We start from the raw sequence: 7079 nt of genomic DNA on the forward strand, positions 1-7079 counted from the left end.
CAACAGTTCATTTTAAACACCCTAACACGGAGGTTCATATGTAGTTATTTTGCTTGCCTTTTGTCGATGCAGCTTTTTATCTTAACTTTTATACTTTTTTGTCTTGACAATGGGGAGCGCTTTAGTCATCTGAGCTTAGAAAATTGAAATAGTCTTCTAAAAGCATAGTTTTTGCCTGTTCTATGTGAATAATATCTTAGCTCAAGTATGCGATCACCTCAAAACTTCATTTTTTTCGCGATCGCACCCTAATGATCGCTTCTGACGGTTCTTTTTTAACCATTCTTGATAGTGCTGTTCTTGTGACTGCTCTAGGCGAAACATATACTCATCAATTTGAATGCGATTACATGAAAAACTCATTATCAAAGTTTACTGTAAGCATTCCTGATCTGTTTTATTCATTTTTTAGGTGGATTTCGACACTCTTTCTTCCCAAGTTGTGACTAAAAATGCAGCCATTGACCCAGCTAAGTTGACCGCGAGTGCAGCGTGTCGAGGAGATGGTTTAATAGCTTTTTTCCCTTTGCCATGAGCATCACTCAATTTATTGCGTATAGTTCCAAGCCCTTGCACGACCGTAAAACGACCACTAAGAATTTGTTTAAAGACTTCTTCTTGATGTTGTTCAGGAGCCATATTAAGTTGTTTAGCAGTTTCTCTATAGAGTTTAAGCAAATCATCTTTATCGGTGTGGGGAATACCTGCTTCATCCAAAATATGTTTACAAACTGATTCAATTAATGTACGCGCCATAGTGATTGCCGCTTCTGGATCTTCATCTCTGCGTTCAAGGGCTTTTTGCCAAGCAATATGGACATGTTCAGTATCGAACTTAATAAGAATTGAGGAAATGTCATCATCTGCTGGTTGAGCGGCAATAATATTTATGTAATTAATGAACTAAACTCTTCCCATATAAAAGTTCTTCGTTCATGGTAAGTGCTGAACTTTGGTTTAATGAATCCCCAGAATTTGGATAGCTCATCGCAAGTTCTAACAAACTGCGGAAGAAGATCTCTGACTGTGCTATCTCTTAGTAACTCTAAACGGAGAATACTATAATCTTCGTCTTTGATATCTCCATCTGTTGCACGGGAAATAAAAATGTCTTGAAGGTGTCGTACTTTCTCTAAACGTGTCGTCATTATTTCTAAAAGTTGGACTATATAATTTTAGTCTAATCGATACACAAGATAGTTTTGAGAATGTCACAGACAATGCAAAAACAAAAAGGGCGCAAAGCGCCCCCTTAACTTTTATTGTGCAGTTGTTGTCAACACTGCGACTGATTTTGCATTTGGAGCTTTAGCTTGGAGAAACTGGGTTTCTTTTACGGCTTGATTGGAGAGGGAGAAGAGAGGATTAGACGCAATACCCGCGATCGCTGTAAATACTAGAGTAATCACGATCGCTGCTTGGAGAGGTTTTAAACCAGTTTGATTCCATGTAATCGCTGGATAATTCTTCACCGAAGCCGACATTTCTTGCGGCTCCTTCACTACCATCATCTTGACGACGCGGATGTAGTAATAGAGCGAAACCACACTCATTACCAGCGCTAGTAAAACTAAACCGTAGGCGTGAGCTTGCCAACCTGCCCAAAAAATGTAGAGCTTACCAAAGAAACCAGCGAGGGGCGGAATTCCACCAAGGGAAAGTAAGCTGACACTGAGGGCTAAGGTGAGTAGAGGATCTTTTTGATATAGTCCACTGTACTCGCTGATTTGATCCGTACCTGTGCGCGACGCAAATAGGATCACACAGGCAAAAGCACCCATGTTCATGAATAGATACAGGATCAGGTAAAATACCATGCTGGCATAACCCGCTTCCGAGTCAATCACCAGACCAAGCAGAACAAATCCCGCTTGACCGATGGAGGAATAGGCTAACATCCGTTTGATGCTGGTTTGGGCGATCGCTACCACATTACCCAAGACAATACTTAAAACCGTTAACACCACAAACACGTAATGCCATTGCTGCGAGGCAAGGGGGAAAGCGGTAATCAAAAATCTCAGGGCAAGTCCAAAACCTGCAACTTTTGAGCCAATCGAGAGAAACGCGACTACAGGCGTAGGTGAACCTTCATAAACGTCAGGTGTCCATTGGTGAAAGGGTACTGCCGAAAGTTTAAAGGAGATCCCTGCAATCACAAATATAAGAGAAATGATTAGGGCTGTGTTGCTAACCGTGATTTTCGATGCGATCGCTGATAGAGATGTTTCACCGCCTGAAAGTCCGTAGAGCAGAGACATTCCATACAGAAAAATTGCCGAACTTGCCGCACCAACTAATAAATATTTGAGGGCAGCTTCGTTAGAGCGTGGGTCGCGCTTGGTATAGCCTGACAGTAAATATGAGGAAATACTTAAAGTTTCTAGAGCGACAAAGACCATCACCATGTCATCAGCGCCAGTGAGGAACATCGCACCGAGATTGGCACTCAGTAAAATTACTAGATATTCACCAACTACGACTCCTGACTGCTCCAGATAACGGATTGAGACGAGAATCGTGAACAGAGTTGAGATGGCAATGATGCCGCGAAAAATAATACTGAGTTTGTCACTGTTAAAACTTCCTAAAAAAGCGATCGGATTATCTAAGCCAGTCCATTGACATACAAGGGAAGCGATACTGGCGACTAAACCTGAGATCGCAATATATGGCAGCACATTTGCCGACTTGCGCCCCGAAGCAATCAGATCGACGACTAACACGAGTACCAATGTCCCAATGACAATGAGTTCTGGCAAAATCGCACCACTATTGAGCAGAGCATTGAGACTTGCTATATCCATACTTAATTCATGTGTTGTTGCTATGGCAATTGTATAGCAAAAGTTGAAATCAACTTAGTTGACTAATGGAAAATCTATAGCAACCCTACATTAGTTTTCGCAGTAAAGAACCGAATAAAGTTTTAAAAGCATTGCAAAGCAATGCTTTTAAAACTTTATTCGGTTAGGGTTTGAGCATAAAGCTCTGTAAATGAGTCATGAGAAATAAAACTCTATAAAAATGGGCTTAAGCTCACTGCCTTTGCCAAAATTATTGATAGATTTTTATCTATGAGTATTATAAAAACAATAGACTTTGCCCTATTAAGACTTCACTCTAAGATATCAATAGCAACCAATCAATCATTCAAATTTGTCGACTAAGAACTTTTAACTGGGTTCTATCGGTGAGATTGACTTAGTGAATTGTCCATTGTGGATTTGTAATTTACATGAGTGCTCTCGCATCTAGCTTTGCGCTGAATTCCCCACCTTTTGAAATAATTGATTATTGCCAAAAAGAAGGGTTTCTTTGCAAAGTAAGGCATGAGCGATGTAGAAACATCTAAACACAATTGGGGTGCGGCAAGAGATAATTTCAAAATTGACTCATCCGCAGATAGTATCGACTGTTTCGGCATCCGAAGATCACCAAAATACTTTTGGGTTTTATTAAATTTTTGATCCTAACAATCCTTTAATTCTGAGGCTTTCTAGCTCCAAAACTTTGATAGCAAGATTACGATCGCGATCCATGAGATCGTCAAAGGTATCGACAGGAATTGCTAAGACTCTCGTGGGAGAATCTTTTGCGACGATCGTTCCCGACTGATTGGTGTGGGTTAGCACTTCTAGCTCATCCAATACTTTTCCTGGTAAAAGATTAGAAATAATTTCCGTTTGGTCAGGGTGTTTCACTCTGATTTCCACAGTTCCCTCAATCAATAACAATAGTTCGCGGCAAGTATCACCAGCCTCACTAATATGTTCTTCCTCTTGATAAGATTTAACATAGGCGCGATTGCCTAACTCGATTAACATTTCGTTATCAAGGGAGTGGAAGAAATCACTATTAAAGAGATAAACAATGCGCTCTAAGATCGGGAAATCAGCCAATGGTGCTGAGAGATCTCTTTCGGTAATAAATTTGATGGTTTCTTCTACTAGCGGATGTTTACTATTGAGATCCACTGCTAAAGAATGACTAAGGGGGAAATCAAGTTTTTGTAAGAGAAATAAACTTGCCGATTGAATCAGGGGATTTTGTTCATGCAAGAGCGCTGTTAAAGTTTCAACAACTTCAGAGACTTGAAGACTCAATGAACAAGCCGTATCTTGTCCTGTTTCTTTTAGGATAGAAATGAGATGACCATCCAATCTCTGATACCACTCAGACTTATGATCAGCCAGAATATTTTGTAACACTGTAGAAGAAAATCCGCCCAATGTTCTGGCAATATCACTGGCTTCTTCGCTGTTTACTCCCTTATTTAATGTCTGAATCGCCTCTAAAATCGCCAAAACTAACATCTGCTTTTTACGGCTAATTGCCTCTAAAAGCATCGATACTACAGTTCTGTCGTCAATTAAAATCGGCTGATTGAGGCTGTGATCATAACGTAAGAGTTTTTCTAGGCGATCGAGATAGTAATGGGATTTTTGTTTGAGTGAAGACTCCCGATCAAAATCTTGCATAATCTCGCTCTCTTCCGTAGGCGTAATGCTGTAAGTCTTTGCCACTTGTTGAGACGCTGTAGTTACATCTAAATTTTGTAAATACATCAATCGTTCCATGGCTTTGCGATAGCCAGAAATCCGCACTAAATTTTCAAGATCGCGTTTGCGAGTAGGATCGAGGAGTTGCGGATCTTCTACGCCCAGTTCTTCCAAAAGATTACGGTGTTCGGTATCGGAAACATCTAATTCCGTGCGTAACTGTCGCAGTACTTCTAAGCTACTCGATGAGTTGGTATAGCCCTCCTCTAAAGACTCACGCAATACACCTTTATAGGCTTCATAACGTTTTTGTTTCGTAAACCCTGGTAAAACTTTTGCGAGTACATAAACTTCATGGGGATTGAGTTCTTCAATATCTTTGCCTGTAAAATATTGTTCTAGAGGAAAGTTCATCTTGATTAACTGTTTACGAAATCTTCCTGCTAAACCTTCTTTGGCATACAATTCAGGATCGCGTCTAATCGTCTGATAGAGACACAAAGTACTAAATAAAACAATAACTATATCAATAGTTTCTTGGAAAACATTTGGCAATAAACGAATAAAGGGGCGACCGCCAAAAATGAAGAATAGATTAAAAGCGATAAAAGTGCAAACGCTAAATAAATGATGTCGAATCAGAGTAATAGGTGCTTTCTGCTTATAAAAGTGTAAATAAGCGCGATAGATGCGTTCTGAAAGATGTCCTAATATATAGCCCAAACCTGTAAACAGAGCTAAGGTAATCGGAACCGCAATCAGTTTTGGAATAGGAATCACTTGCCCGTACAAATAAAATCCAGCAGACAAGAGCTTTTCAATCGAGTTACCTTCCATAGCCCAAGCGCCAGAAAAGTAATAGTCCCAGTTGCCAGCATAGAGATAGTAATAGAAAAAGTAACCTACTACTAGTCCTAAATAGCAGTAGTAAAGGAATTTAGATTCTGGTTTCTCGATTCCATCCCAGTACGATCGCTCGGAATCAATGTCAATGCAGGGATTTTGACAGGCGACACAGGCGCTCTGTTCTTTGCTGTCACTGGTTGTCCGACACATAGATTGAGTAATCGGGATCTCACTCATGTGAGCCTTACTTGCCAATAGTGCGCCTGGTTCTGCATATACTTTTTGAACTGGAGCCATTGGGCAGAAGTAATTGCACCAAGTTTTACCGCCATATAAAAAGCCAACTGTAACTGCGGCGGCAATTGTACCTAATAGCCAAATTCCTAAAGCGATCGCATTGCCATTAATAAACAGAATGCGGCAGCATAGACCCACAAACAATAGAGAGAACTGAAGATAGAAATAATTTTTACCTAGCCAAGAATCTTTTTTGATTTTCGGAATTTCATAGCGGACTTTGCCTGTTTTACTATCGGTTCGTTTGATTTGTCTTTGCCATCCCAAGGACCGAGGAATTTGTGACAAAAACGAAAGCGGACAAATGCGCCGCCATAGCTCATGCCCAAAAACCAACAAAATGAAAATGGCACTGGGTACGACTATTCCCCAAAATATCGGCGCTCCAAGAGGATAAGGTTGGAGGTCGAGGCAAACATTCTGCACGGGGATGCAATCCTCTGGCTTAATGCGAAAAGGACTCCAGTATCGATCTGGTGCTGTAATCATTGGCGAGACAGGATCGTAGAACAGCGAGGCGATGAGTATTAACCAAGCACACGTGAGTACCCAACGCACGCGATGCATTTGTTGTTCTGATATACGAGAAAACATTTTTTTATTTGGCGATTGCGCTAAAGTCCACATGAACGAGCTTATCAAAAAAATACATAGATAAAAACCTATCTTTGTTATAAAAATAATAGGCTTTACTCTATCAAAGTTTAACTCTAAGATACCAATAGCAACCAATCAATACGTCCCAAATAAATTCTTAAACATTAATCACTTTTTAAAGTTCGTTAAACAAAAAAATTATGTCTGATTTCAATAACAATTTTTCGCGCCGGCATTTTATTGCTACAGCAGGGGCAACGGCTCTTAGTTCTGTGCTTCTTAAAGGATGTCTGGGTAACCCGCCCGAAGACACCCCAACTATAAGTTCTGCTAATGCCACTAAAATAAATATTCCCCCTGAACAAGTCCCTGAAACTAGCAAAGTACGGCTCGGATACCTGCCAATTATCGAAGCTGCACCTTTAATCATTGCTAAAGAGAAAGGATTTTTTGCTAAATATGGCATGACCGATGTAGAAATATCCAAACAAGCCAACTGGGGAGCAGCAAGAGATAACGTCAAAATTGGTTCATCCGCAGGTGGTATCGATGGTGGTCAATGGCAAATGCCGATGCCCTATTTGATTTCAGAAGGCATCATTACTGATAACCTCAAAATTCCGATGTATGTGCTTTTGCAATTAAATACACAGGGCAATGGCATTGCGATCGCGGGTAAGCACAAAGACAAAGGCTTGACGCTAAAAGCAGATATAGCGGTTTTCAAATGAGCGTGATACGAGCATCACATTCATAAAACCAGCCAAAGAAGTCAGATTCGGAGACAGAATTGAAAGCGAGAGTGATAGCCTCATGAAGCTGTTCAGTGGTTCTCGG

Annotated in this window: 3 protein-coding genes and 1 pseudogene; 1 reads left to right on the forward strand and 3 read right to left on the reverse strand. The window is 40.5% G+C overall.

Annotation, left to right across the window (positions count from 1 at the left end):
- Positions 1-408: 408 nt before the first annotated feature.
- The 3 genes from KBY68_RS12220 to KBY68_RS12230 all read right to left on the reverse strand — a co-directional run bounded on the left by KBY68_RS12220 (position 409) and on the right by KBY68_RS12230 (position 6377).
- Positions 409-756 (reverse strand): abortive infection family protein, encoded by a 348-nt coding sequence (locus KBY68_RS12220; RefSeq protein ID WP_255097469.1) that lies wholly within the window; start codon positions 754-756, stop codon positions 409-411.
- Positions 757-1259: 503 nt separating this feature from the next.
- Positions 1260-2807, reverse strand: coding sequence for an NAD(P)H-quinone oxidoreductase subunit N (locus KBY68_RS12225; protein ID WP_255097470.1), 1548 nt, complete (start codon positions 2805-2807; stop codon positions 1260-1262).
- A 651-nt stretch (positions 2808-3458) separates the two neighbouring features.
- Positions 3459-6377 (reverse strand): cyclic nucleotide-binding domain-containing protein, encoded by a 2919-nt coding sequence (locus tag KBY68_RS12230; protein ID WP_255097471.1) that lies wholly within the window; start codon positions 6375-6377, stop codon positions 3459-3461.
- Positions 6378-6442: 65 nt separating this feature from the next.
- Here KBY68_RS12230 and KBY68_RS12235 point away from each other — a divergent pair.
- A pseudogene (locus KBY68_RS12235) lies at positions 6443-6949 on the forward strand (ABC transporter substrate-binding protein); the annotation flags it as partial.
- Positions 6950-7079 lie beyond the last annotated feature (130 nt).

Origin of the sequence: Synechococcus lacustris Maggiore-St4-Slac (assembly GCF_024345595.1) — a bacterium.
GTDB classification, from domain to species: Bacteria; Cyanobacteriota; Cyanobacteriia; order PCC-6307; family Cyanobiaceae; genus Synechococcus_D; species Synechococcus_D lacustris.

What these genes read in the sequence shown, in the direction of transcription:
- KBY68_RS12220 (WP_255097469.1), bottom strand. Translation starts at nt 756, where the DNA reads ATGGCGCGTACATTAATTGAATCAGTTTGTAAACATATTTTGGATGAA.
- KBY68_RS12225 (WP_255097470.1), bottom strand. Translation starts at nt 2,807, where the DNA reads ATGGATATAGCAAGTCTCAATGCTCTGCTCAATAGTGGTGCGATTTTG.